The organism is Arthrobacter sp. KKT183, assembly GCF_055657625.1.
In genome coordinates this window covers 3,291,832-3,314,088 of record NZ_CM145770.1, presented here as the reverse complement: position 1 = coordinate 3,314,088, position 22,257 = coordinate 3,291,832, and the positions used below count along the sequence as shown (strand labels likewise).

The window sequence follows — 22,257 nt, the reverse complement described above, 5'->3', positions numbered from 1 at the left end:
ACAGCTTCTCCGAGATCACGTGCTGCCCTGCAGCAGCGAGCACGACCTGGAAGCGTACGCCACAACCGATCTTCCCGACGGTGATTTTCCCGGCGACTCCGAGATCGTCGCTCTGGCAGAAGAGTTCTGTTACAACGAATTCCCCGGGTTCATAGGAACGGAGTACGAGGAGTCGTCGCTCTATTTCGAATCCTTCACGCCGACAAAGGCCAGTTGGGCGTTCGACGGTGACCGCGAGATCCTGTGCCTCGTCAGCGGCGATGAAGGCGAGCTGCTCACCGGAAGCATGAAGGGTTCCGGGCGATAACGTCTTAGCACGCAAACGCGCCGGTGATTGTCAGGATCGTGGGGACGTCCCCACGATCGTGCCGCTTACCGGCACTTTTGCGGTAGCGATGCGCAGGGTTCAGCGCCGGTCGGCGTCCCAGATCCCCAGGCGCCCGCACATTCCGAAGGCTCGCGGCTCAGGCCTCGGCACGGCACGTACGACGGCGGCATCACCCAGGTGCGAAGCGTCCCCTTCCGCAAGGGCTGCCAGCTGGGACCGGGTCGTCTCGACGTCGGCAAGCACCGTGTCCGTCCACAGCTTCGTCCACTCCTCCACACGAGGCTGCACCAGCGCGGACGCGGCGGCGTAGAACGCGTCGAGCGGTCCGCGGTCGCCTTCCTCCAGCGCTGAAAGCAACTCCGCATAGCCCTCGATCGCCAGATCACGACGACGGCGGGCCGCCTCGCCGCGCTCCGCCTCGGTGCCCTCGGGCAACGTGACCGCTGACCGGTACCTTTCGGCGTGGGAAACGATCTCGAGCGGAAACGTCAGCACAGCGTCGCCGGCCTCCGGCAGCCCTGAGTTCTGCATGACCGTGAGGATGCGGAGGTCCCCTGTGTTGATGAGCCGGTGCACCGTCCCCGGGCTGAACCACAGCACCGATCCGGCACTCAGCGGATCCCGCGCATAGCCCTCCGAAGAGAGGGTGTGAACCTCACCTGATCCGCCGATCACCACGTAACCCTCGTTGGACACAGTGTGCAGGTGCGGCGTCCCGCCGTGGTGGCCGTCGTCGGTCTCCCACTCGTACACCCGCAGGTCGCTCATGCCGACCGATCCCGGGAAGAGAGGGAGCCGCGGCGATCCGCTCACAGGGAGGCGCCCTTCGCGATCCGCTCGATGTCGTCGCGCTCGCAGATCCGGTCCACGAAGACGTACCGGTGCTGCAGGCGAAGCGACTCCCCAGGCGCCAGCGTAATTTCCTCGTCGAAGGCGGGGGAGGGCGACAACGCAGCAAACGGCTCGCTACGCACGAACCACTTTAACGGAACCGACGACGACGACGTCCCGGCCAGCGCCACGATGGTGGCACCGCCGTCGAGCTCGTCATTCTGCCCGGCGAGGGCAATCCAGGGCGCAGAGGTGCCCATCATCGCTTCACCCTCGGCACCATCGGGACCGAAGATCGAGCAACCGGTCCAGCTGCGCGGGCCCCGCCAGAAGAACCCGGTGTACCCGGCGTTGGCGCGGCCATGGGTGGTAGGGCTGCCAAGATCAAGCGATCGCTCGGAGATGTTGGTCAGTTCCGTGGTGAAGTCCAACTGCCAGGACTGCTCCTGCACATCGACGCTGGAGAAGACGGTCTCGCGCTGCTCCGAGAGCCAACGCTCACCGGCGGAGTTGCGCCAGGTCAGGGCTTCACCCAGTGAGACTCGGTCGGGCGAGGCGGAGAGCCCGGGGAACCCCTCGTGTTCGATCGAACCGAGGTTGTCCCGCCACTGGTAGTCCGTCTCCGGAGAGAAGGTCGGCCCGCCCCAGAAGTTCTGCCCCGAAACATGGGACCACGTCATCTGCAGGCCCTTGTGCCAGCGGTGATCCCACGGGCGGAAACCCGTAAGCGGCGCACCGCTCAGGGTGCGCAGCGGGTGCAGGTACGGTTTCGGTGCCTCCGAGCGGGTGGCGGGCGGGATGAACACGTACGTCGCCAGGTCAACGGCGCCGCAGGAAATCACCAGCTCGCTGTTGGATGGACGGCGTAGCTGCAGTTCAGGCATCGAGTGTCTCCTTCAATGTGGCGGAAGCACCGTTCATCGACCAGTAGAACGGATTCTCCCGGGTCAGCTCGTTGCGCTGCACCCGTCGGCCAGTAATCGCTGACTGGTACAGGCCCGCAATCAGTTCAAGCACCCGCCGTCCGTCGTGACCGGAAGCCGCGGGGCGCTCACCGCGCTCGAGGGAGGACACGAGTTCCTCCAACTGCACAGCGTGTGAGCTGGCGAAGTTTTGCGTCGGCGCCCAGGTGCTCACTGTGTCCGTATCAACGTGCGGAGCCGGCGTCCATTTCCAGTGCGAATTGTCGTACCCGTAGAGGTGCTCCACCTCCACGGTGGCATCGGCGAAGTCGAACCGCAGGTAGCTGGTCTCCCGCGGCGACAGCACGCTGTTCACCACCGATACGATCGCTCCGCTTTCGAACGTGACGTGTGCAAAGGAGACGTCCTCGGTCTCAACATCACGGCGCAGGGTCGCCATGGTCGCGCTGATTTCGGTCCAGTCGCCCAGCAGGGACAGCAGCAGGTCCATCTGGTGGATGCCGTGGCCCATGGCGGGTCCACCGCCCTCGGTCTCCCACTTACCCCGCCATGCGACGTCGTAATAGACGGTATCCCGGTACCAGAGCGTGTGGCAGACGCCCACCAAAGGAGCCCCGAGATCACCTGCGGCGATCTGCGACCGCAGCGTTCGCGCTGCTGAGCCGAAGCGGTGCTGAAAGACGTAGGACGCATACGGGCCCGCGGCGCCTTCGTGCTCGAGGATGGCGTCATACTCGGCCAGGGAAAGGGTCGGCGGCTTTTCGCACCAGACTGAGGCTCCGGCGTCGAGCGAGCGGATGACCGCGTCAGTGTGTGAGCCGGGCGGCGTGCACACCAGCACGAGATCCGGCTGCACCTCGTCCAGCATCTCGGCCACGGAGGTGAAAGAGAGCGGCGCGCCCCACTCTGCTGCAACCTCAGCGGCGCGGCTGCCGTCCATGTCCACGATGGCTGCGATGTCCACCCGATCGCCGAGGACGCGCAGCCCGGGAAGGTGCTGCCCCTGCGCGATGCCTCCTGCTCCAACGACGGCGGTGCGGATGGGTCTGGTGCGAACTGCCACTGTGAATCCTTTGCTAGGTCAGTGCTGTTTCGGTTTGTCGGGAAGGTTCATAACGCGTGGTCTGGGCTGTGCTACGGACGGCGGTACGGATGTCGTCCAGCGTGGCCCCCGTCCCGAGAGCTCCCGCGCCAAGTGCGCCGTCGGCACGCGCTTGAACCAGCACGTTGCCAAGGGCCGTGGCCTCCACCGGCCCTGCCACCACGGGCAGTCCGGTGGCGTCCGCGGTGAGCTGGCAGAGCGGCCGGTTCTGCGAACCGCCGCCGACAATGTGTACGACGTCGATCGGCTTACCGCTAAGTTCTGCCGCCTGCTCGAGCGTGCGTGCATACACCTGCGCGAGGCTGTCCAAAATGCAGCGAACGACGGCGGCAGGAGACTCAAGCGCTTCGCCCGCCGCGCTGCGGATGCGGTGTGGCATGTCGTCAGGCGCGATGAAGTCGTCGGAATCGGCGTCGATTCGTGGACCGCCGGCGGGCAGCTCGGCAGCCTCAGCGAGAACTTGCTCGAGGGTCACGGATCGCCCCCACTCACGCAGGCACTCCTGGAGCAGCCACAGTCCGCCGCAGTTGCGCAGGTACCGGATGGTGCCGTCAACGCCGCGTTCATTCGTGAAGTTGGCGGCACGGCCGGCTTCGGTGAGGATCGGCTCCGACAGCTCCACCCCCACCAGCGACCAGGTGCCCGAGGAGATGTAGGCAAAGTTGTCTACATCCGCGGGCACTGCGGCCACGGCGGATGCTGTGTCGTGGGAGCCTACGGCGACGACGCTCGTCTCCGCGTTCAGCCCTGTCCGCTCGGCAACGGCTGGCAGCAGCGGACCCATCGTTTCACCTGGTTCGATCAGTGTGGGAAAGAGCTTGCGCGGAAGGTTCAGGGCCTCGAAGAGTTCGCCCGAGAAGTTGCCGGTCGAGGCGTCCAGAAGCCCGGTGGTCGAGGCGTTCGTGATCTCGGTCCGGCGCTTCCCGGTCAGCCAGAAGCCCAGCAGGTCCGGGATCAACAGCGCCTGGACGTTCTCAAGGGACGGCTCGGCCGCCAGCTGGTAGACAGTGTTGAACGGCAGGAACTGGAGCCCGGTGGTTTCATACAGCTGCTCGAACGGAACGGTTTCGTGCACCCGATCGAGAACCCCAGTCGTGCGCGAGTCACGGTAACTGTGCGGCTGGGAGGCGAGAGCGCCGTCGTCGTTCACCAGGCCGTAGTCCACGGCCCAGGTGTCGACGCCGATGCTCACCACCCGTTCGCCCTTTGCGTCTGTGAGTTCGCGGGCGAGGGTGAGGCCGTGCAGCACCTCCACGAAGAGGGCGTCGATGTCCCAGCGGAGGGCGCCGTCGGTTTCCTGCGCGCCGTTCGGGAAACGATGGATGACCTCAAGTGACGGGCCGTCGGTGCCCATCCGGCCGAGAATGACCCGGCCGGATGAGGCACCGATATCGACGGCTGCGTAGACCGACTTCATGCTGAGCCGATTACCGGAGGAAGGCGGCGGCTACGCCGGCATCGACCGGAACGTGCAGCCCGGTGGTGTGGGACAGTTCGGCGGAGGTGAGGACCGCGGCGGCGTTCGCCACGTTCTCGGGCAGCACCTCGCGCTTGAGGAGGGTCCGCTGGGCGTAGTACTCGCCGAGCTTTTCTTCGTCCACACCGTAGACGGCGGCGCGTTTGGCTCCCCAGCCACCGGCGAAGATACCGGAGCCACGGACCACGCCGTCGGGGTTGATGCCGTTGACGCGGACACCGTACTCGCCGAGTTCAGCGGCCAGCAGACGCACCTGATGGGCCTGGTCGGCTTTGGTCGCTGAATACGCGATGTTGTTCGGCCCGGCGAAGACAGAGTTTTTGGAGGAAATGTAGATGATGTCCCCGCCCATCTCCTGGTCGATGAGCACCTTGGCGGCGGCCTTCGAGACCAGGAACGATCCCTTGGCCATCACGTTGTGCTGCAGGTCCCAGTCTTTCTCGGAGGTCTCCAGCAGCGGCTTGGAGATGGACAGGCCGGCGTTGTTGACCACGAGGTCCAGTCCGCCGAAGGCCAGCACCGCGGCGTTGATTGCTTGCTGGACCTGCTCGGGATTGGTGACGTCGGCCTGTATGCCGATCGCGACGTCCGGCCCGCCGAGTTCCTCGGCGACCTTCTCGGCGTTTTCGAGGTTCAGGTCGGCGATGACCACGCACGCGCCCTCCGCTGCGAGGCGGGTGGCGATGGCCTTGCCGATGCCCGAGGCGGCGCCGGTGACCAGTGCGATGCGGGTGGCGTGGGACTTCGGCTTGGGCATCCGGGCGAGCTTGGCCTCTTCCAGCGCCCAGTACTCGATGCGGAACTTCTCGGACTCATCGATCGGGGCGTAGGTGGAAATGGCCTCCGCGCCGCGCATCACGTTGATGGCGTTGATGTAGAACTCACCGGCCACGCGGGCCGTCTGCTTGTTCGCACCGTAGGAGAACATTCCGACGCCGGGAATCAGGACGATGGCCGGGTCGGCTCCGCGCATGGCCGGTGAATCGGCGTCGGCGTGGCGCTCGTAGTACCCCTGGTAGTCCGCGCGGTACTCCTGGTGAAGTTCCTTCAGGCGTTTCACGGACTCCTCGACGGAGGCATCCGCGGGCAGGTCCAGCACCAGCGGTTTGACCTTGGTGCGCAGGAAGTGGTCCGGGCAGGAGGTGCCCAGCGCCGCCAGGCGGGGATGTTCAGCTGCGCTCAAAAAGTCCAGAACGGCGTCGTCGTCGGTGAAGTGCCCCACCTGCGCGCGGTCGGTGGAGGCCAGGCCACGGATCACCGGGGCGATGGCGGCGGCCTTCGCGCGGCGCGCCTCAGGCGAGAGCGCGGCGTAGCCGTCGAGGGGCTCACCGAACGCCTTTGGGTTTCCGTTCTCGGTAATGTAGCGCTCGGCGGTTTCGATCATCCACAGTGAATTGTTCTCGGCCTCGTCGGAGGTTTCGCCCCACGCGGTGATGCCGTGCCCGCCAAGGATGGTGCCTACGGCCTGCGGGTTTTCGGCCTTGATCGCGGCGATGTCCAGGCCGAGCTGGAAGCCCGGGCGCCGCCAGGGCACCCACACCACCTTGTCGCCGAAGATCTTTTCGGTGAGTGCTTCGCCGTCGACCGCCGTGGCGATTGCGATGCCTGAGTCCGGGTGCAGGTGGTCAACGTGTGCGGCGTCGACGAGGCCGTGCATGGCGGTATCGATGGAAGGTGCCGCGCCGCCCTTGCCGTGCAGGGTGTAATTGAACGCCGCGACCATCTCGTCCTCGCGGTCAAGGCCAGGGTAGACGTTGGTCAGGGCACGGAGACGGTCGAGGCGGAGTACGGCCAGACCCTGTTCCTTGAGGGTGCCGAGGTCACCACCGGAGCCCTTTACCCACAACAGCTCAACGTTCTCGCCGGTGACGGGGTCGGTGTCGCTGCCCGTGGCCGAGGTGTTGCCGCCGGCGTAGTTCGTGTTGCGTTTGTCCGCACCGAGCCGGTTGGAGCGGTTGATGAGGTCCTGAACGGTTTGGTTAGTCATGGTTACGCGCCCCATCCTGCCTGCTGTCCGCCCTCACGGTCAGCGTTGATGATTTCCTGGTAGCCGCTGGCCGCGTAGGCAGCCATGGGGTCCGCGGGAAGTCCGCGGGATTCACGCCACTGGGCGAGTGCCGGACGGACGTCGGTGTAGAAGGCGTCCATGAACAGGGCGTGCGCGCCGAGGACGTCGCCTGCTTCCTGCGCCTTGGTCAACGACTCCCGGTCAACGAGCAGCGCACGGGCCGTCATCTCCTGCACATTGAGGACAGAGCGGATCTGGCCGGGGATCTTCTCTTCGAGGTTGTGGCACTGGTCCAGCATCAGCGCCACGTTGGCAGCCGGGTCGAGGGCGCCGCCGCGAGCCACCTCGTACATGATGCGGAACAGCTGGAACGGATCCGCTGCCCCCACGATCAAGTCATCATCCGCGTAGAAGCGCGAGTTGAAGTCGAAGGATCCGAGCTTTCCGAGGCGGATCAGCTGCGCCACGATGAACTCGATGTTGGTGCCGGGAGCGTGGTGGCCCGTGTCGAGGCAGACCATGGCCTTCTCACCGAGGGCCAGGGTGTGGGCGTAGGAAGTTCCCCAGTCAGGGACGTCGGTGTGGTAGAAAGCCGGTTCGAAGAACTTGTACTCGAGAACCATGCGCTGGTCATCACCGAGGCGCTCGTAAACCTTTTGCAGGGAATCATGCAGCCAGTCCTGGCGTGAGCGCATGTCGCCCTGGCCGGGGTAGTTGGTGCCGTCAGCCAGCCAGATCTTCAGGTCCTGTGAACCGGTGACGTTCATGACGTCGATGCACTCGTACATGTGGTCGAGGGCCTTGTTGCGAACGGCGGCGTCGCTGTGGGTCAGGGACCCGAACTTGTAGATGTCATCCTGGAACGTGTTGCTGTTGATGGTGCCCAGCGTGATGCCGAGGCCCTGCGCAAAGTCAGAAAGCGCGCCGTAATTTTCCACCTTGTCCCAGGGAATGTGCAAGGCAACGGAGGGCGCAAGGCCGGTCAGCTCGTTAACCTTGGCGGCGTCGGCGATCTTCTCCTGCACAGTGCGCGGAGTGCCGGGAGTCTGGAACACCTTGAAACGGGTTCCGGAATTGCCGTAGGCCCATGACGGCACCTCAATAGCGAGGTTCTCCAGGGTTGGCGTTATGCGGCTCAGGTCAACCATTACTTCTCTCCATTTACAGCTGCCGGCTGCAAGCCCGCGCGCATCGTCGTTGTTTTGCACTGACTTTTCACTAGGCCTGAAGGAGGCGGCGGTGACGGTCAGGAGATGAATCAGATATTGAATCGATTCATTAGTACGTTTCAAAGGTATCCTTGGCGATAAGTGGTGTCAAGCATTCTCGTGAAGAGTGCACATTTTCGTCCACCGCTTGTCTACAGCCCGTCACTTCCAGGAAACGAGGGTCTGCCCGGATGGTCAGTATCAAAGACGTTGCCGACCAGGCGCAGGTTGCCGTGGGCACAGTATCGAACGTGCTCAACAACCCGGACCGCGTAGCTGAAAAGACCCGTGAGCGGGTGCTCAGCGTCATCTCGGAACTGGGCTTCGTGCGCAATGATGCCGCTCGCCAGCTCCGTGCCGGACTCAGCCGCACCATTGGGCTCATCGTCCTCGACGTCAGTAATCCGTTCTTCTCTTCGCTGGCGCGCGCCGCCGAAGACCGGGCGGCGGAGTCGGACAGCACCGTGCTGCTGGGGGACAGTGGGCATGACGCCGGCCGCGAAAGCCGCTATCTCGATGTGTTCGAGCAGCAGCGGGTCAAGGGTGTCCTGATTTCCCCGGTAGGTAACATCGATTCCCGGCTCGAACAGCTGCGGGCGCACGGCGTGCCGGTGGTTTTGGTGGACCGGGTGGACCCGCAGCGCCGGGTCAGTTCAGTGTCAGTGGATGATGTCGCCGGCGGTTACATGGCGGTGAAGCACATGCTCTCGCGCGGGCGGCGGCGCATCGCGTTCATCGGAGCGTCCACCGACATCCAACAGGTGGCAGACCGTCTGGCCGGAGCGCAGCAGGCTGTGGAGGAGTACCCGGATGCCCAGCTTGAGGTAGTGGAAGCCGCCGCGATGACCGTGCTGGCGGGGCGTGCAGCCGGTGAACTCCTTGCGGAACGCGGCCGGGAAGGCCTGCCGGACGGTATTTTTTGCGCCAACGATCTACTGGCCATCGGCGTGATGCAGGCTGTGCTGCTCATCCGCGGGTTGCGGATTCCGGAGGACCTCGCGCTGATCGGCTACGACGACATCGACTTCGCCCAGTCTGCGGTTGTTCCGCTGTCCACAGTGCGGCGGCCAACGGAGCTGATGGGGCGCACCGCCGTCGAACTGTTGCTTGAGGCGATTGACCGGACCTCACCCGAAAGCCGGCAGGTCATCTTCCAGCCCGAGCTGGTCAGCCGGGGGAGCACCCTCTAGCCCTTCCTCCTTCGTGAACTTTTGTGCAGCTCCGGCGAGTCCGACGCCGGTTTGAGTCACCGTAGGTGCGCAAAAGTTGCGGGCAGGCGAGCTCCCTGGCAAGTCGCAGTGGTAGCATCCATGAAACGATTCATACCCGCTCGACGAGGAGAACTATGGAACGCGTCTGCTTCCAGTTGCAGGTGAAGCCCGACCGCCTTGAGGAGTACAAGGAGCGCCATGCCGCCGTCTGGCCGGACATGCTCCGCGCCCTCAAGGACACCGGCTGGAACAACTACTCGCTCTTCCTCCGGCCGGATGGCCTCCTGATCGGGTACGTCGAGTCGGATGACCTCGCCGCAGCCCAGAGCGCTATGGCCGAGACCGACGTCAATGCCCGATGGCAGGCCGAGATGGGGGAGTTCTTCGTGGAGCTCGACGGCCGGCCGGACGAAGGATTTGTGCGGATCGAGGAGGTCTTTCACCTCGAGGACCAGCTCGACGCCCACGCCGAATGATCATCAGCCCGCAAAGTAGCCGGAAAATGGCAGGTTCGCCGGGAAGACCCCACGAACGTGCCACGCACCGGCGATCCTGACTCGAAAGGTCCCTCCAATGACCCGTACCCTCCGCGCCGCCATCCTCGGCACCGGCGCCGTGGCGCACCTCCATGCCGAGGCGCTTGCCGCGATCGACGGCGTCACCGCGGTTGCCTCAGCCGACCCCAGCGAGGAGCGGGTCCGTGACTTCAACGCCCGGCACGGAATCGCAGCCGGGTACGGCACCCTGGAGGAGCTGTTGGCCAAGGAGGCTGTCGACGTCGTGCATATTTGCACTCCGCCGGCGGGACATGCGGAACAGACAAAAGCAGCGTTCGACGCCGGTGCTCACGTCATCGCCGAAAAGCCGCCTGCGCTCTCCCTCGCAGAGGTGGACGCCATGCAGTCGGACGCGGTGGCCGCGAACCGGAAGCTCGCCGTCGTCTTCCAGCAGCGAACCGGCACGGCCGCCGCTCATATCCGGAACCTGCTGCGGTCGGGTGAACTCGGGAGGCCGCTAACCGCCGTCTGCCATACACACTGGTACCGCGGTCCCGAGTACTTCGACGTGCCGTGGCGCGGAACGTGGGAGACCGAGGGTGGCGGCACCACGCTGAGCCACGGCATTCACCAGATCGACTTGCTCGCCTACCTGCTCGGCGAGTGGAGCTCGGTGTCCGGCCAGCTGTTCCGGCTTGACCGGGAGTTGGAGACCGAGGACACCTCGTGCGGCGTCGTCGTCTTCGAGAATGGCGCCATCGCGTCGGTTCTGAGCACTGTGCTCGCGCCGCGGGAGTCGAGCCTGATCCGCATCGACACGGAGCACGCCACCATCGAGCTCGAGCACCTCTATGGCCACAACCACGCGAGCTGGAAGCTGACGCCGGCCCGCCACATCAGTGCGGAACGGGCGGCGTCGTGGGCGCTGCCGTCGAATGAGGTGCCGAGCGGGCACGATGTGCTCTTGTCCGAGGTCTACGAATCACTTCTTGTCGGGGCCGATGTCCCGCCGGTCGCCGCTGATCCTGCACGTGCTATCGAGATTGTTGCTGCCCTCTACGCATCGGCCGGGCGGGGTGCTCCCGTAACCCGCGGGGAACTCGCTGCGCCAGACTTTCGCGGGAGCATGCGCGCTCCCGTAACGGATCTGCGTCCCGGTCGGTGAGCGCACCGCTGCTCGCCGATCCGCTCGGCGGGCCGACTGATCCGTCGGTCATCCGCAACGAGCAGACCGGACAGTGGTGGATGTTTTACACCCAGCGGCGCCCCGCCCATTCGGGCGCGGGCGTCGAGTGGGTGCACGGCAGCCGGATTGGCACGGCCGTATCCGACGACGGCGCGCGCTGGCTCTACCGCGGTGTGGTCGACGGTCTCGACCCGGCTGGGGAGCCCGGCCCGAACACCCACTGGGCGCCCGAGGTCGCGTGGGACGGAACCCGCTACCACATGTACCTCACGTGGATTCGGGGCGTGCCTTCCACCTGGGCCGGCCATGAGCGGCGCATTGTGCATCTGGTCAGCGACGACCTCGAGCACTGGAAGCACCGGGGCTTCCTTGAGCTGAGTTCGAACTACGTGATCGATGCGGCCATCGCCCGGACCGCCGACGGTCTCCTGCGCCTCTGGTACAAGGAAGAGGCGGAAGCATCCACTACCTACGCCGCTGTCAGTCCCGACTGGGACAACTGGTCCGTCGAAGGGCAGGTCATCGGTGGTGCGCCCCATGAGGGCCCGAACGTCTTCGAGCTGGGCGGGTTCTTCTGGATGATCGTGGACGAGTGGCGCGGCCAGCGCGTCTACCGTTCGGATGACGGTCTTTCCTGGTCGGTGCAGGGCTTGATCCTCGATTCGGCCGGCGTGCATCCGGAGGATAGGCAGGTAGGCAGGCATGCCGACGTCGTTGTTTGCGGTGTTGAAGCCGTTGCGTTCTATTTCACCCACCCGGAATGGGACGGAAGCAACGACGTCGAACTGCAGGCTGGCGCGCTGCGCCGGTCGGAGGTGCATCGGGCGCGGCTGTGGGTTGCGGCCGGCGTGCTGCTGTGTGACCGTGATGCGCCGGTAATTGCGTTGGGTCGACGCATGCCGGAAAGAAATATGCGGGACAAATAGCGCCAGAGGGTAGCTTTCCGGCGTAACAGGCGATTTACTGGCATTAAGTTGTTAGAATCAACAATCTCCAACGCCGTTCATGGTGAGGTAGGTGTTGAACCGGCAGCTGATCCTGGTGCCCGTCCCCAGTGTTTCGGCGACTTAGGGCACAGCCACAACAAAGGAGCGCAATGAAGCGATACACCAGTAAGGCAGCCCTCGGAATACTTGGAGCGGCACTCGTTGTGCCGGCCCTGGCAACGGCTCCGGCGCAAGCCGAGTCCGCGCCGGTCCAGACCGAGGTGACTGAGGACTACGACGTCCTCGTTGTCGGCAAAACCACGGGCTTTCGTCACAGCAGCATCGATGAGGCGACTACGGCGATTATGGCCCTCGGCGACGCGAACGGTTTCAGCGTCGACGTCTGGGATCCGCCAACCTCGCCGAGAAACCAGGGGCAGCCTGACCGCACGCTGCCAAGCACACCGTTCACCAGCGCATCGGACCTTGCAAAGTACGAGACCATCGTCTTCGTTTCCACCGTCGATGGCACCAACAGCCTCAACCCTGCGACACCGACGCTGCTCGACGAGGGTGAACTGGAGGCGTTCCAGGGTTACATCCGCTCCGGCGGTGGCTTTGCCGGCGTCCATGCGGCAACGGATTCCATGCACACCGTTCCCTGGTACAGCGAACTCACCGGCGGGGGTGCGCGGTTTGTCAGCCATCCTGCCCAGCAAACAGCCGTTCAGGTAGTGGAAGACGGCACTCATCCTTCGACCGAGCACCTGTCAGGAACCTGGACGCGCTTCGACGAGTGGTACAACTTCAACCAGAGCCCCCGCGATGCCGTCCGTGTCCTCACCAACCTCGACGAAACCACGTACAACCCGGGCGGTAACGCCATGGGTTCCGACCACCCGCTGTCCTGGTGCCATAACTTTGAGTCCGCCCGCTCCTGGTACACCGGTGGCGGTCACACTGAGGCATCGTACGTTGACCCGGTCTTCCTCGAGCACCTGCTGGGCGGCATTGCGTGGTCAGCCGGAGCGGTGAACGGCGGCGGTGACTGTGTCACCTGGAATGAGGTCGAAACAACGACGGCGGACCTGCTCGCTGAAGGAGCTATTTCATCGAAGGCGGCAACCCAGATTGGAAAGCAGCTGGATAAGGCGCGGGCACTCGCCGAGGCCGGTTCGCATGACGATGCTGCGGAGAAGCTCAACGCGGCTGCCGCCCAGGTTCGGGCGCACGTCAACCGTGGCTCAGACGCCCACAGCTTGCTGCTCGGCAAGGTGCAGGACCTGCAGGTTTGGCAGAGCGAGTTGAAGTAACCCCGGCTTCCGCCGCGCTGGCCGCTGCGTAACGCGCCAGTTCGGCGGCATCGCCGATTATCCTCACGCAGCATGGCCGGAACTGGTTGCGCAGCATAGCCGCGCAACCAGTTCTGGCCGCACGTCGCTCATTCAACGTCGGAAGGTCATCGATCCTCTTGAGAAATTCACTCCGTCGCTCCCGCAAGGCGCGGGTCCTTACCGTCGCCGCCGCGGCCTCGGTCCTGATAGCCGTTACCGTTGTGCTCACCGTTGCACTTGCCGCAGGAGGTGCCGGTCCTTCTGAAGCCGGTCCTTCTGAAGCCGCTTCGCCCGAAGCCGGTTCCATCGAAGCGATAGCTGAACAGTTGGCCGCGGGGCAGGAGCGCGAAAGGGCTGAGCTCAATGCCGATCTGGCCGAAGCAGCCGAAGAAGCGCAGGGGCGGATGGCGCAGGTGCTGCAGGAACTCGCTGCCGCTGTACCGGTGCAGGAGGGCGAGGGTCCGGCCCCAGCCAGTGTCAGTGACGTGGACCGGTGGAACCACGGGCTGGTCCTTGCCGTGTCTGCATTGGAAACCGTCGACGAAGGAACATCTGAACAGACGGTTGCGCGGGAGGCCTTCATCGGCGCCGCGCAGTTGCTCCTGTCGACGGCGGCTGGATACGAGCACCTTCTGGCAGCGCCCGACGACGAGCAGGCTGTGCTTGCAAGCACAGTGGCTGAGCGACGAGACGCGGCCGTGCGCCTATGGCAAGCCGGGGCAGCGCAGCTCGATACCCTCGCCGTAGAGTCAGGCGGCTCGCACGTACACCTTTTCCTGGCTCCGGATGGTGACCCCGACGCGGTCCCGGCGGAATTCCGGGAGCCCGAAGAGCCAGAGGAGTAGCCGCCTAACCACGCAGAGCTAATCCGCTCGTAAGCACACGGATGCGGGACACAGGTCCGGTCGAATTTCGAGCCGTCAGCGGATTGAAACCAGATTGCCGCCCGGCGAACGGGAACCCCAGCACATCGACCTTGGAAAAACCTTGACCGGTCGCGAACCTTCACCTAGCGTTGAGAAAGCGCTTTCCGTTGAAAGGATTCAAAGATGAGCCCGCGCCTTCGCGTCATCCCCGTACCCGCAACGCTCGCACTCAGTGCAGCCCTGATCGCCGGAGGTGGCGGCGTTCCAGCCGCTGCAGCTCCGGCCCCCGATGCCCAGGTAGGCATCCAGCTCGAACACCTCGACCGCGGCCTCGTTGCGGCAGCAACCTCCGAGGGAACCTTTCTCAGCTGGCGTCTTCTCGCCACGGAGGTCACCGGTGCCAATGGAACCGGCCAGACCGGCGCGGACTTCGCCGTCTACCGCAACGGCGAGAAGATCGCCACGGTCACCGACAGCACCAACTACCTTGACCCCGACGCGACGGAAGGGGCCACCTATCAGGTTGCCGCCGTCGTCGGCGGTGTGGAACTGCAGCGCAGTGAAGAAGTGGACCCCTGGGCACAGGGCTACACCGATATCCCGTTGCAGAAGCCGGCCGACGGCGTAACCCCCGCCGATGAAAGCTACACCTACTCCGCGAATGACATGAGCCTTGGCGACGCGGACGGCGACGGCGACTACGAGTACGTAGTCAAGTGGGATCCCTCGAATTCGAAGGATGTCTCGCAGGTCGGGTACACCGGCAACACCTACATCGACACGTACGCAATGGACGGAACGCTGCTCCATCGCATCGACCTCGGTGTCAACATCCGCTCCGGCGCCCATTACACGCAGTTCATGGTCTACGACTTCGACGGCGATGGCCGCACCGAGATGATGATGAAGACGGCGCCGGGCACCTCAGTCACGCAGTACACGGACGGTGTAGCCGGCGAGCCTGAGTACATCACGATGCCGGCCGATGACATCGCCGCCGGTTACAGCAACACCGACGATTACCGGAAGAGCGCGGCCGACTACTACGAGCACGTCGTGGACATGTTCGCCACCTGGCACGAGCACCCCGAGGTGGTCGCGGGCAACTGGCCCGCCACACTCGAGGAAGCGTTCGGCATCGAACAGCGCTACGAGTACCCGCTCTCCGACGCGGATGCGCGCGCCATGGCGGACTACTTCATGGATGTCTACGCGCCCAGCCGCAGCGGCAGGAACAACCTCCGCGCCTTCGAGGGCTTCATCCTCAGCGGCCCTGAATACCTGACCGTGTTCGACGGCGCCACTGGAGACGAGCTTCAGACAGTGGACTACGAGCCGGGCCGGCACGACGACGGTCTCATGTGGGGCGATTACGCTATGTCCCGCATCGAGCCGGGCAACCGTGTGGACCGCTTCCTCGCGGGCGTCGCCTACCTGGATGGCCAACGCCCGTCAGCCATTTTCGCCCGCGGCTACTACACCCGCTCCACCATCGCCGCCTACAACTGGGACGGCACGAACCTTTCCAAGGTCTGGAACGTGGACAGCGGCTGGACGCCGATGACAAACCCGTTCAATGACGGCCCGCACGGCCGCCTCGGCACCGACCCCGAGTTCGGTTCCATCACCACGCAGGGCTTCCACTCGCTCAGCGCCGCGGATGTGGACGGCGACGGCAAGCAGGAGATCGTCTACGGCTCAGCAACAATCGACGACGACGGCTCCCTCCTCTACAGCTCGTTCGACACCATGCCGGAAGGCAGTGCAACGCCGGGTGCCGAGGCCGGCCTCGGTCACGGAGACGCGATGCACGTGACGGACATCGACCCGAACCGCCCCGGTCAGGAGATCTGGACGGTCCACGAGGGTGGACGTTGGGCTCCCTACGGTTCAGCCATGCGCGACGCCGCTACCGGGGAGGTACTGTTCGGGGCGTACTCCGGCAAAGACACCGGCCGCGGCATGATCGGTGACGTGCGTTCCGATGTCGATGGCATTGAGGTCTGGGCGAGTATGCCGGGTGGCAGTGATGGCTCGGGTCTGCTGAGCTCCGACGGCGAGCAGCTGGAAGCCCGCACCCCTGGTACCAACATGAGCATCAAGTGGGCCGCGGACATGACCACGCAGCTCGTAAACCGTTCCGGCAACGGATCACCCACCGTCGACGACTGGACCCGCGGCACCCTGCTGAGCGCTGAAGGCACCCAGACCAACAACGGCACCAAGGGCAACCCCGCCCTGGTCGCGGATGCCTTCGGAGACTGGCGCGAGGAACTGTTTGTCCGCACGGCCGACAGCTCCGCGATCCGTGTGTTCCTGAGCACCGAGGTCACCGACCACAAGCTCACCACCCTCATGCATGACCCGCAGTACCGAGCGGAGGTGGCCCGTCAGAACACCACGTACAACCAGCCGTCCTACACGAGCTACTACTTCGCCTCGGACATGGACTTCGCCGACGTACCGGTTCCTGATGCCTGGACTCCGGGTCTCATCGGGTACCTGCAGGCCACGCTTGAGTCGTTCATCGAGAGCGGGGATGTTGCGGGACCGGTCGCGAAGCAGCTCCAGGCCTCGCTGGCCCAGGCGCAGGAGGGTGTCGAGCAGGGCAACACGGCCAACGTCGGGAAGGCAATGGATCGCTTCGAGAAGTTTCTGAACCAGGGCAAGAAGCCCGACGTCGTGTCGGATAGCGCTCGCGCCGTCCTTGAGGACGGGGTGCAGACGGTGCTTGGAATGGTGAGGTAAGCCAGGGCCAGGTTCCCGGAACTTCGGGCAGATAAGGCGGGTTCAGCGCAGCTGAACCCGCCTTATCTGCGCAAGACTTCCGTTCTCCAACGGTATTGCTCTGCGCTACGAAGCCGAGCCGTGGACGCTTGGTAGCCAGTCTCCCGTTGCTATTTCAATTGAGCGCGGGAGTGTCCTTCGGAATGACCCCGTTCGCGTAGAGATCCTTGGCGATATTCTGCAGCGCGCGCAAAGCCACGCGTTGCGTGAGCGGGCCGTAGGAGATGCGGGCCACGCCCAGTGACTCGTACTCGGCGGCGGACAGCGCCCCCGGCAGGCCGATGACGCTGAGCTTGCGCTCTCCGAGACCGGCGACGAGGCGGTCGGTGGACTCCCGGTCCAGGACCCCGGGTACGAACACGAGGCTCGCGCCGGCGTCGAGGAAGGCTTTGCCGCGCTCGATCGCATCGTCGATGCTGTCGGAAAGGGGGCGATCACCGCCGCGCACGATCGCATCTGTGCGGGCATTCAGCTGGAAGGCCACACCCTCCTGCTCCGCAACCCGCACGATGGCCTCTACGTTGGCGACCGCCTCGGCCAGCGGAACCAGTCGGTCCTCGACGTTCGCGCCGACGACGCCGACTCCGATCGCTTGGCGGACGGACTCGCCTGGGTCTCCGAAACCGGCGTCCAGATCGGCGGTCACCGGCAGGTCGGTCGCTTGCACGATCCGAGCCAAGGCAGACAGCGCAAGATCGAAAGGAATGGTGCCATCCGAGAATCCGTGACTTGCCGCGATCGAGTGCCCGGCGGTAGCTATTGCGCGGGTTTCGGGCAGGTCAGCAACGGCTCGGGCGCTAATTGCGTCCCAAACGTTGACGACACGGAGAATTTCGGGGGCTTCGTGCAGGGCCTTCAGTGAACTGGCCTTCTCAGCGGTTGTCATGATGGTGACTCTACTTGAGCGGCGGTGCCCCGCACCGTCGACGTGTGGGTGGAGTGAGCCGGCCTGAGGATAGTGAGTCCGTGTCCCTGCGTCCGGGTGCTTTCTACAGCTCCGAGTACCGCCAGTTCCTGTTGCCGTACGAAGCTGTGCGCAGCGCTGAGGATCCGGACCGCATGGTGAGCGAATTCCTTCACTCCACCTACCAGACTGCCGCCGATGGTGCCGGCTGGGACCGCGAGGCCTTGGAGGACCATCCTGACCGGTGGCGTGATGAGCAGTCTCGCCGCCGCTGACCCTCCGGGAGGAGAGCAGCCTACGTGACTCGCAGCTGCTTTGCTCAGCTGGCGATGTTGTTGAGGGCTCTTGTGAGGCGTTCGTCGGCGTCGTTGGCAACGTCGCGTATTGCTTCGGAGTCGCTGACCTTGACCATGGTTTGGGGGTCGATTGTTTCGATAGTTGTTTCGGTGTCCTCGGGTGCACGCCGCACGACGACGTTGCAGGGGAGGAGGGCGCCGAGTTGGGGTTCTGCGGTGATGCCGCGTTGCGCCAGCTGTGGGTTGCAGGCACCGAGAATGATGTAGTCCCCGACCGCGTCCCCGGCTTCCTGTCCAAGCTTTTTGGTGAAGGTAGCACGGACGTCGATTTCGGTGAGTACGCCGAACCCTTCTTGTGAGAGCGCTTCCCTGGTGCGTTCAACAGCGTCTTTCCAAGGGAGGCTGGAGGTGATGGAGTGTGTGTAGGCCATAAGTTTCTCCTGGCTGGTTGAGATGGTTGCGTGGGTTAATGGCTCATGGGCAGAGCAGCTTTTTCGGCGTCGTCGAACATGCCGTCGATGTGAACGACGTCCTTGCCTGCCCGTTGCAGCAGGCTGGCGGCAACTGATGCCCGGTAGCCGGATCCGCAGTGGACCCACAGCTTCCGATTCGGGAGATCGTCCATGCGGTGCAGCAACTCGTGCAGGGGAACGTTGACCGCCCCTTCGATGTGCTGTGTGTCGTATTCGTCGGTGCGGCGCACGTCGACAATGACGTCTTCCTGCTCTGAACGGTCCGAATGGACCTCGTCCCAACTCACACTCGGGTAGGAGTTCCGTGCGGCGTTGGGGGCAAGAGCTGCCGGGTCGGTGCCGAGGGCGATATCGGGTTGATCGATGCCGATGCGGGAGAGATCACGGATTGCGTTTTCAACGTCGTCGCGGTCACCGACGAGCGTGAGCTGCCGGTCCCACGGCAGGACCCAACCGAGGAACGTGGTGAAGTTCGATCCGTCGCCGTATTCGAAGCTGGCGCTGCCGTGCAGGTGGTCGCGTGCGAAGGCAATCCTATTGCGCAGGTCGATCACCCATTCGCCGTGTTCGAGTCTGGCGGACAGTTCTTCGGTGTTCACGGGCTGGGGCACATCGAGGTGTGCGGGGCCGGGGCCAGCGGTGTTCGCAGGCCCCATGTGGGCGTAATAGGACGGGTAGGCGCTGAGGTTGTCGATCAACTCCTGAACGAAATGGGCTTCATCCTGATCAGTAAGGGCATGGTTACTCTGGACTTGTTCGCCGACGGTTGAGGAGTCGGCTCCGCTTGCTGGGCCCGAGGAGCAGAAGGACCCAAAGCCGTGGGTGGGGTAAAGGCCCGCGTCCGGAGTGGCTTCCTCCACCAGACGGCGCACTGACGCGTACTGAGCGTGGGTCAACGGCACCGTGTCATCGTCGCTGACAAGGTCGGTCCTGCCGACGGATCCGTAGAGCAGACTCCCGCCGGAGAACACAGCCTGCCGGTCCTCCTGCGTGACGACGTAGGAGAGGTGATGGTGCGTGTGGCCCGGGGTAGCGACCGCCCGCAAGGTCATCTTCCCGATCTGCAGGGTCTGCCCGTCCGAGATCGGGGTGCGGTCAAAGTCCACCTGGTCGGCGGAATTGACCAGGTAGAGGGCCTGATGGTCTCGGGCCAGCTGCAGTCCGCCGGTGACGTAGTCATTGTGGATGTGGGTCTCTGCCACGTGGGTGATCTGGACGCCGGCGTTCGCGGCTTCTTTCTCCACCCGGTCGGTATCTCGCTGCGGGTCGATCACCAGGGCCACTTGTCCGTCGTGAACCAGGTAGCTGCGGTCCCCGAGCGGTGGGGTTTCGATCGTAATGACGTCCATGCCGGATTCCTCCTTGAATGCCTCGCTCGATGCACACCACCGTATCTGCAGGCCGATTCACGGACCAGCACGCGGGCGGTCATGCGGGCAGACGAGGATGCCGATGCGGCTCCCTAACGGTTGGGCTGTTCAGTGTGCTTCGGCAGTGCGCCGGTTCAGGGGTGTGCGTAGAGGGCAGTGCGGCAGGAAGAACCAGCAGGCTGCGGCGGCGACCGCGAGGATGCCTGCGGTGACTGCGAGGGCGGTGCCCCACGGGTCGGGGAGTTCCTGGACAAGGACGAAGACGCCCATGACGAGGACGAAGATCCCGAACCCCTTCCGGAGGGCTGCTTCGGGGATCCGGCCGGCCAGGCGGGATCCGATGAGTGATCCCAGCACGGCGGCGGCTGTCACGGCTGCGACGAGGCCCCAGTCGAGGGTGACGGTGGTGAGGTATCCGGCGAGCCCGGCGAAGGATTTCAGGGCGATCACCACGAGGGAAGTTCCGACGGCGATGGGCATGGATAGACCGCCGAGCAAGGCCAGTGCGGGGACAACGAGGAAGCCGCCGCCTGCGCCGACCAGTCCGGTGACCAGACCGACGATGAGGCCTTCGACGATGACCTTGCCGATGGGTAGTTCCCCGTCGTTTGTGCTCGCGCGAGTCTTGCCTTTCCTGCCTCGGATCATGGCGATAGAGGTGGCGACCATCATGAGCGCGAAGGCGATCATGAGGATGGTGCCGGGGATGCGCCCGCCGAGGAGGCCGCCGCCGAAGGCGCCGGCCATTCCGGCGGCCCCGAAGATCAGACCGGTGCGCCATTTCACCCGGCCCTTGCGGGCATGGTCGATGGCGCTGACCGCTGAGGTCACCCCGACCACGAAGAGCGAGGCTGCGATTGCTTCCTTGGCGTCGAGGCCTGCGACGTAGGTCAGGATGGGTACGGTCAGGATGGATCCGCCGCCGCCGAGCAGGCCGAGCGAAAGACCGATCACCACGGAGAGCAATACGGTCGCGAGCAGAGCAACGCTCATGGGATTGTCCTTTCAGGCAGCCAGGCAGCCAGGCAGCCAGGCAGCCAGGCAAGCAGGCAGACAGGTCGGTCGGTTGGTGCGTGTCAGCGCGTTGTTGGGAAGCCTTCGTGCTGCCAGTCGAGCATGCCGCCGCCCATGGTGTCAGCGGTGTATCCGGCCGTGGTCAGGGCTTCGGCGACCCGGGCGCTGCGGTTGCCGCTGCGGCACACCACGATGACCGGACGGGCCTTGTCCAGTTCATCCAGGCGGGACATCAGCTGCCCCATTGGGATGTGCAGGGCACCAGAGATCATGCCCTCCGCAACTTCAAAGTCTTCTCGGACGTCGAGGATCTGGTCCTGGTCCCTGCGGGATTTCGCATCGTGAATGGTGATTTCAGCCATGGTGTGTTCCTTCTCCTGTCGGTTCAGGGATGGTGGTTCAGGGGTGTTGTTGGACCGTGTGTCCTGCCCGATGGGGGACAGGCAGGGCACACGGAGTCTTTTAGTTGCCGGCCGGGATCTGGTTGATCGCCGCGGCGGCGGTGGGTTCGCTGGCAGTCTTGTTCCACGGCATCTTCGACAGGGCGTTGCCCATGGCGCAGGTGTTGGTCGCCGCGGAGAACGTCAGTCCGGTGCCGATCGCCCCGGCCAGCAGGCGGAGCTTCGGCGAAACGAGTTTGCCGGCCAGCAGCCCCGCGATCACTAGGGATCCGGCCGTGAGGCGCACCTGGCGTTCCAGATCCCAGCGCTCTGCACCGCGGACTACGTCGCCGCCGGCGGCGGCAAAGCCGGGCACGCCCCCGCTCAGGATTAGTGCCGTATCGATACCGACTCCGCCCAGGCGTTGACGTGCCTGCTCGGCGCGGACGCCGGACTGGCAGACCAACACAACCCGTTGTCCGAGCCGTTCGGCCAGCTCATCGGTGTGCTCCGAGAGCAGTGGGAGCGGAACGTTGTAGGAGCCGCGGATATGCATGGTCTCGAATTCAGCGGCAGAGCGGACATCAACGATGATCAGGTCCTCATGCCGGCTGATCCAGTCGCGCAGGGTTTCAGGATCGAGGGCGGTCACGGTGGAGGTGCTGGAAGCCAAAGGTTTCCCTTTCGGATTTTGGATGGTTGATCTATCGGTATCAATTCTTCCACATACCCCCCAGGGTATGCAATAAACCCTAGGGGGTATACACTAAAGGGAAGGACTGTAACCCTCAGGAGGATCTTGTGCAGCTCGACACCACTGAACTCACGCCGGTCATCAACCGGCTCAAGCGCGCTACGGGACAGCTGACCGCAGTCACGCGCATGCTCGAGGAGGGTCGGGACTGCAAGGACGTCGTGACCCAGCTCGCGGCTGTATCCAAGGCTCTGGACCGTGCCGGGTTCGCGATCATCTCATCAGGCCTTGAACAGTGCATGGCTGAAGGCGGCAACAGCATGGACAAAAAAGACCTGGAGAAACTCTTCCTCGCTCTGGCCTGAGCAGGGTCCGGCCTGGCTGGCCTGCACCGGGGATGCGTTGCGCGAAGGCGCAAGGCATCCCCGGTGCCTTTTTTGTT

22 protein-coding genes are annotated in these 22,257 nt (G+C 64.6%); 10 read left to right on the top strand and 12 right to left on the bottom strand.

Annotated elements, in window-relative coordinates:
- Positions 1 to 19 precede the first annotated feature (19 nt).
- Positions 20 to 307 carry a septum formation family protein gene (locus tag ACZ2GY_RS15640; RefSeq protein ID WP_471672397.1) on the top strand — a complete coding sequence of 96 codons (288 nt, stop codon included), beginning with the start codon at positions 20 to 22 and terminating at the stop codon, positions 305 to 307.
- A gap of 99 nt (positions 308 to 406) precedes the next feature.
- Here the strand turns inward: ACZ2GY_RS15640 and ACZ2GY_RS15635 are convergent, their stop codons facing one another.
- From ACZ2GY_RS15635 to rhaI, 6 genes are read right to left on the bottom strand one after another with little or no spacing between them, the layout of a single operon-like run.
- Complete coding sequence (locus ACZ2GY_RS15635; protein ID WP_346027660.1) at positions 407 to 1,096, bottom strand: cupin domain-containing protein; 690 nt, start codon at positions 1,094 to 1,096, stop codon at positions 407 to 409.
- 41 nt (positions 1,097 to 1,137) lie between these two features.
- Positions 1,138 to 2,043 carry a DUF6807 domain-containing protein gene (locus ACZ2GY_RS15630; protein WP_471672396.1) on the bottom strand — a complete coding sequence of 302 codons (906 nt, stop codon included), beginning with the start codon at positions 2,041 to 2,043 and terminating at the stop codon, positions 1,138 to 1,140.
- Positions 2,036 to 3,145, bottom strand: a complete 1,110-nt coding sequence (locus tag ACZ2GY_RS15625; protein WP_471672395.1) for a Gfo/Idh/MocA family protein — start codon at positions 3,143 to 3,145, stop codon at positions 2,036 to 2,038. Before ACZ2GY_RS15625 ends, ACZ2GY_RS15630 begins: the two co-directional genes overlap by 8 nt.
- A gap of 13 nt (positions 3,146 to 3,158) precedes the next feature.
- On the bottom strand, positions 3,159 to 4,601 hold the full coding sequence (locus ACZ2GY_RS15620) for a rhamnulokinase (protein WP_471672394.1): 1,443 nt from the start codon (positions 4,599 to 4,601) through the stop codon (positions 3,159 to 3,161).
- Positions 4,602 to 4,611: 10 nt separating this feature from the next.
- On the bottom strand, positions 4,612 to 6,648 hold the full coding sequence (locus tag ACZ2GY_RS15615) for a bifunctional aldolase/short-chain dehydrogenase (protein ID WP_471672393.1): 2,037 nt from the start codon (positions 6,646 to 6,648) through the stop codon (positions 4,612 to 4,614).
- Between the two features lie 2 nt (positions 6,649 to 6,650).
- Positions 6,651 to 7,817 carry an L-rhamnose isomerase gene (gene rhaI / locus ACZ2GY_RS15610; RefSeq protein ID WP_346027655.1) on the bottom strand — a complete coding sequence of 389 codons (1,167 nt, stop codon included), beginning with the start codon at positions 7,815 to 7,817 and terminating at the stop codon, positions 6,651 to 6,653.
- 251 nt (positions 7,818 to 8,068) lie between these two features.
- Here rhaI and ACZ2GY_RS15605 point away from each other — a divergent pair, with 251 nt between their 5' ends.
- From ACZ2GY_RS15605 to ACZ2GY_RS15575, 7 genes are all read left to right on the top strand, one after another.
- Positions 8,069 to 9,067 (top strand): LacI family DNA-binding transcriptional regulator, encoded by a 999-nt coding sequence (locus tag ACZ2GY_RS15605; RefSeq protein WP_471672392.1) that lies wholly within the window; start codon positions 8,069 to 8,071, stop codon positions 9,065 to 9,067.
- 155 nt (positions 9,068 to 9,222) lie between these two features.
- On the top strand, positions 9,223 to 9,564 hold the full coding sequence (locus ACZ2GY_RS15600; RefSeq protein ID WP_056545181.1) for an L-rhamnose mutarotase: 342 nt from the start codon (positions 9,223 to 9,225) through the stop codon (positions 9,562 to 9,564).
- Positions 9,565 to 9,661: 97 nt separating this feature from the next.
- The gene (locus ACZ2GY_RS15595) at positions 9,662 to 10,750 is read left to right on the top strand and encodes a Gfo/Idh/MocA family protein (protein WP_471672391.1); all 1,089 of its coding nucleotides are present in this window, start codon (positions 9,662 to 9,664) and stop codon (positions 10,748 to 10,750) included.
- Positions 10,747 to 11,697 carry a family 43 glycosylhydrolase gene (locus ACZ2GY_RS15590; protein ID WP_471672390.1) on the top strand — a complete coding sequence of 317 codons (951 nt, stop codon included), beginning with the start codon at positions 10,747 to 10,749 and terminating at the stop codon, positions 11,695 to 11,697. The genes ACZ2GY_RS15595 and ACZ2GY_RS15590 overlap by 4 nt, the downstream gene beginning before the upstream one ends.
- 170 nt (positions 11,698 to 11,867) lie before the next feature.
- Positions 11,868 to 13,010, top strand: a complete 1,143-nt coding sequence (locus ACZ2GY_RS15585) for a ThuA domain-containing protein (RefSeq protein ID WP_056545175.1) — start codon at positions 11,868 to 11,870, stop codon at positions 13,008 to 13,010.
- Positions 13,011 to 13,168: 158 nt separating this feature from the next.
- Positions 13,169 to 13,876: a hypothetical protein gene (locus ACZ2GY_RS15580; protein WP_471672389.1), complete on the top strand. Its 708-nt coding sequence runs from the start codon at positions 13,169 to 13,171 to the stop codon at positions 13,874 to 13,876.
- A gap of 204 nt (positions 13,877 to 14,080) precedes the next feature.
- Positions 14,081 to 16,645, top strand: coding sequence for a rhamnogalacturonan lyase (locus tag ACZ2GY_RS15575; protein ID WP_471672387.1), 2,565 nt, complete (start codon positions 14,081 to 14,083; stop codon positions 16,643 to 16,645).
- Between the two features lie 154 nt (positions 16,646 to 16,799).
- Here the strand turns inward: ACZ2GY_RS15575 and ACZ2GY_RS15570 are convergent, their stop codons facing one another.
- The gene (locus ACZ2GY_RS15570) at positions 16,800 to 17,570 is read right to left on the bottom strand and encodes an isocitrate lyase/PEP mutase family protein (RefSeq protein ID WP_471672386.1); all 771 of its coding nucleotides are present in this window, start codon (positions 17,568 to 17,570) and stop codon (positions 16,800 to 16,802) included.
- 80 nt (positions 17,571 to 17,650) lie between these two features.
- Between ACZ2GY_RS15570 and ACZ2GY_RS15565 the strand changes: the two genes are divergently transcribed.
- A complete protein-coding gene (locus ACZ2GY_RS15565) occupies positions 17,651 to 17,863 on the top strand; it encodes a DUF5996 family protein (RefSeq protein WP_471672385.1) in 213 nt (70 codons plus the stop codon).
- A 44-nt stretch (positions 17,864 to 17,907) separates the two neighbouring features.
- On the opposite strand, the gene ACZ2GY_RS15560 is transcribed toward ACZ2GY_RS15565, so the two are convergent.
- From ACZ2GY_RS15560 to ACZ2GY_RS15540, 5 genes are all read right to left on the bottom strand, one after another.
- The gene (locus ACZ2GY_RS15560) at positions 17,908 to 18,315 is read right to left on the bottom strand and encodes a DUF302 domain-containing protein (protein WP_471672384.1); all 408 of its coding nucleotides are present in this window, start codon (positions 18,313 to 18,315) and stop codon (positions 17,908 to 17,910) included.
- 35 nt (positions 18,316 to 18,350) lie between these two features.
- Entirely contained in the window at positions 18,351 to 19,706 is a 1,356-nt protein-coding gene (locus ACZ2GY_RS15555; RefSeq protein ID WP_471672383.1) for an MBL fold metallo-hydrolase, read from the bottom strand.
- 129 nt (positions 19,707 to 19,835) lie between these two features.
- Positions 19,836 to 20,720, bottom strand: a complete 885-nt coding sequence (locus ACZ2GY_RS15550) for a sulfite exporter TauE/SafE family protein (RefSeq protein ID WP_471672382.1) — start codon at positions 20,718 to 20,720, stop codon at positions 19,836 to 19,838.
- Positions 20,721 to 20,803: 83 nt separating this feature from the next.
- Positions 20,804 to 21,103, bottom strand: coding sequence for a rhodanese-like domain-containing protein (locus ACZ2GY_RS15545; RefSeq protein WP_471672381.1), 300 nt, complete (start codon positions 21,101 to 21,103; stop codon positions 20,804 to 20,806).
- Positions 21,104 to 21,203: 100 nt separating this feature from the next.
- Positions 21,204 to 21,794, bottom strand: a complete 591-nt coding sequence (locus tag ACZ2GY_RS15540; RefSeq protein WP_471672380.1) for a rhodanese-like domain-containing protein — start codon at positions 21,792 to 21,794, stop codon at positions 21,204 to 21,206.
- Between the two features lie 128 nt (positions 21,795 to 21,922).
- On the opposite strand from ACZ2GY_RS15540, the gene ACZ2GY_RS15535 reads away from it, so the two are divergent.
- A complete protein-coding gene (locus tag ACZ2GY_RS15535) occupies positions 21,923 to 22,180 on the top strand; it encodes a metal-sensitive transcriptional regulator (protein ID WP_277359395.1) in 258 nt (85 codons plus the stop codon).
- Positions 22,181 to 22,257: the final 77 nt, after the last annotated feature.

Coding starts and splice junctions, on each gene's coding strand:
- ACZ2GY_RS15600 (WP_056545181.1), top strand. CDS start 9,223: ATGGAACGCGTCTGCTTCCAGTTGCAGGTGAAGCCCGACCGCCTTGAG.
- ACZ2GY_RS15560 (WP_471672384.1), bottom strand. CDS start 18,315: ATGGCCTACACACACTCCATCACCTCCAGCCTCCCTTGGAAAGACGCT.
- ACZ2GY_RS15630 (WP_471672396.1), bottom strand. CDS start 2,043: ATGCCTGAACTGCAGCTACGCCGTCCATCCAACAGCGAGCTGGTGATT.
- ACZ2GY_RS15615 (WP_471672393.1), bottom strand. CDS start 6,648: ATGACTAACCAAACCGTTCAGGACCTCATCAACCGCTCCAACCGGCTC.
- ACZ2GY_RS15550 (WP_471672382.1), bottom strand. CDS start 20,720: ATGAGCGTTGCTCTGCTCGCGACCGTATTGCTCTCCGTGGTGATCGGT.
- ACZ2GY_RS15620 (WP_471672394.1), bottom strand. CDS start 4,601: ATGAAGTCGGTCTACGCAGCCGTCGATATCGGTGCCTCATCCGGCCGG.
- rhaI (WP_346027655.1), bottom strand. CDS start 7,817: ATGGTTGACCTGAGCCGCATAACGCCAACCCTGGAGAACCTCGCTATT.
- ACZ2GY_RS15555 (WP_471672383.1), bottom strand. CDS start 19,706: ATGGACGTCATTACGATCGAAACCCCACCGCTCGGGGACCGCAGCTAC.
- ACZ2GY_RS15595 (WP_471672391.1), top strand. CDS start 9,662: ATGACCCGTACCCTCCGCGCCGCCATCCTCGGCACCGGCGCCGTGGCG.
- ACZ2GY_RS15575 (WP_471672387.1), top strand. CDS start 14,081: ATGAGCCCGCGCCTTCGCGTCATCCCCGTACCCGCAACGCTCGCACTC.
- ACZ2GY_RS15545 (WP_471672381.1), bottom strand. CDS start 21,103: ATGGCTGAAATCACCATTCACGATGCGAAATCCCGCAGGGACCAGGAC.
- ACZ2GY_RS15605 (WP_471672392.1), top strand. CDS start 8,069: ATGGTCAGTATCAAAGACGTTGCCGACCAGGCGCAGGTTGCCGTGGGC.
- ACZ2GY_RS15585 (WP_056545175.1), top strand. CDS start 11,868: ATGAAGCGATACACCAGTAAGGCAGCCCTCGGAATACTTGGAGCGGCA.
- ACZ2GY_RS15570 (WP_471672386.1), bottom strand. CDS start 17,570: ATGACAACCGCTGAGAAGGCCAGTTCACTGAAGGCCCTGCACGAAGCC.
- ACZ2GY_RS15635 (WP_346027660.1), bottom strand. CDS start 1,096: ATGAGCGACCTGCGGGTGTACGAGTGGGAGACCGACGACGGCCACCAC.